Source organism: Weissella sp. MSCH1, from assembly GCF_045799135.1.
In the GTDB taxonomy this organism is placed as follows: Bacteria; Bacillota; Bacilli; order Lactobacillales; family Lactobacillaceae; genus Weissella.
This window is the reverse complement of record NZ_JBJMBA010000001.1, coordinates 1-2,526: the sequence shown is the minus strand read 5'-3', so window position 1 is coordinate 2,526 and position 2,526 is coordinate 1. Positions and strand designations below refer to the sequence as shown.

Below are 2,526 nucleotides of genomic sequence, written 5' to 3'. Positions count from 1 at the left end.
TGGACGTTGAGTTGCCGCTCAACGTCTTTTTCTTTGCCTTTATTACCACTATTATACCAAAAAGCAGGCGCAAACCCTTGATATACATGGGTTTGCGCCTGCTTTTATTCAAAATGTTCAGCTGAGTTTTGTCCCAGCCTCATCTTTGCTTTATAGACACTTTTTCGAATTAATTTGTTATAAGTTATAAAAAAGGTTGATAGGATTAGGTGCAAAAATGGTTGATAGAAAACATGAACGGCAAAGTAATTTAGAGTTGTTACGAATAGTAGCGATGGTTATGATTATTTGTTGTCATTTTGCTACATATAACGACTTCGGACCAACAAATATATTTTCTACGAAAATTTTAGGATTATCGATGCTACGGCTTGGCGGTAAGACCGGAGTGATTTTGTTTGTGATGATTACAGGGTACTTCATGATAAACAAGCCATTTAAATGGAAAAGAATTATGGATTTAAGCAGGCAGACTATATTTTTCTCTATAGTTATGGCCTTGCTAGCATTTGTGACGGAAGGAATACGGCCCGGAGTAGTAGGTGTGTTGAAGATTGTATTTCCTTTATTACTTGAAAATTATTGGTTTCCTACAGATTTCGCACTGATATTGTTATTGAGTCCGATTCTTAATAAAATGGTTCACCATAATGATAAACGATTACTTTTTTACGGTTTGGTAGTAGCAATAGGGTTTACGGGTTTACCAATCGTAACACCTGATATGAAAAACAACCTTATCGGCCTAGCGATTGCTTACGTATTGGGTGCGTACGTTCGTGCAGGCAACATTAAATTATCAAATTTACGCTTATTAAGTGGTATGGTAACGGTACTGATGACAACTACTTTGATAACGGGGATGCTAATAGCGGCGTCTCGATTTAGTCATACTGCGTTTCAATACAGATTGTTTTTTGTGACTGGTTTTAATATTAGCGCTTTTTGTGTAGCTTTTTTAATGTTCTTGGCTTTTGAAAAATGGAAGTTTGGAAATGCGTCTATTATTAATTTAGTAGCATCTACAACGTTTGGTGTGTACTTGTTTCATGACAGTAGAGTATTCAGAAATATTATGTGGCACAAGATTATAAATCCAACTGAATGGCACGGTACTAATCTTTTGTTTGGATTTATACTAACGATAGTTTCTATTTTTGGGTTTGGAATGCTGATAGACATCGTACGACAGTTCATGTTTCGAATTTGTGGTGAGATTGTGTGGTACATTAAAAAACAATTCCGATCAACAAGTATAAATGATAGAGATATAACTTAAAAAATGTCGAAATACACCCCATGAATTGGAGAAAAAGCAATTCATGGGGTGTATTTGATTATTAATCGGTGATTTTAAACTTATAAAGCGTTTATCTTTTTGCAATTTACGTTGAAACTGTCATGTACATGACGTATATTGTAATGTAGGATGATTAACAAAATTGGAAATATGGTAGGGTTATGGTTGAATTGCGTTATTTTGGAACAGATGGTGTGCGCGGGATTGCCAATAAGGAATTAACGCCAGAATTGGCTTTCCGTCTCGGTCGCATGGGTGGTGCAGTTTTGACGCGCCACGCTGAAGGACGCCGACCACGCGTGTTAGTTGGTCGTGACACACGTATGTCAGGACAAATGTTGGAGCATGCTTTGATTGCTGGCTTGCTATCAGTTGGTATTGAAATTTTGCGTTTGAACGTCATTTCAACGCCGGGGGTTGCCTACTTAGTGCGTGCCCAACAAGCAGATGCTGGTGCACAAATCACGGCATCACACAATCCAGCTGAAGATAACGGGATTAAGTTCTTTGGTGCGGATGGCTTCAAGCTATCAGATGAGTTGGAAGCTGAAATTGAAGCGTTGCTTGATGCACCGGAAGATACATTGCCGCGTCCAGCCGCTGAAGGTTTGGGAACAGTGTCAGACTTCCCTGAAGGGGCTGCCAAGTACCTAGAGTACTTGCAGACAACCATTCCTGATGATCTATCAGGCATGAACATTGCCATTGATGCAGCCAACGGTGCAACGTCAGATCTAGTTTCAAAATTATTTTTAGATTCAGGGACGGATTTTAGTATTGCTGCATCGTCGCCCAATGGTTTGAACATCAACAAGGGTGTTGGGTCAACACACCCTGAAGCGATTGCGAAGTTTACGGTTGAAAATGGTGCCCAAGTTGGGTTGGCATTTGATGGTGACGGTGATCGCTTGATTGCTGTTGATGAAAACGGTGACGTTGTCGATGGTGATAAGGTCATGTTCATTACCGGTAAGTACTTGTCAGAACACGGTCGTTTGAAGCAAGACACGATTGTCACAACGGTCATGTCAAACATCGGTATGTATAAGGCCATGGCTGAAAACAACATGTCATCAGTTAAGACAGCTGTTGGTGATCGCTATGTGGTCGAAGAGATGTTGAAGTCTGGGTATAACTTGGGCGGTGAGCAATCAGGTCACGTGGTGTTCTTGGACTGGTCAACAACTGGTGATGGTATGTTGACAGCTTTGCAATTGCTGCATGTT

The 2,526-nt window shown here is 40.1% G+C and carries 2 protein-coding genes; both read left to right on the top strand.

Going from position 1 to position 2,526, the window contains the following annotated elements:
- Positions 1 to 217 precede the first annotated feature (217 nt).
- The gene (locus ACJ28U_RS00010) at positions 218 to 1,279 is read left to right on the top strand and encodes an acyltransferase (RefSeq protein ID WP_407617984.1); all 1,062 of its coding nucleotides are present in this window, start codon (positions 218 to 220) and stop codon (positions 1,277 to 1,279) included.
- Between the two features lie 191 nt (positions 1,280 to 1,470).
- On the top strand, positions 1,471 to 2,526 hold a 1,056-nt coding region (glmM, locus tag ACJ28U_RS00005), incomplete at its 3' end, for a phosphoglucosamine mutase (RefSeq protein WP_407617985.1).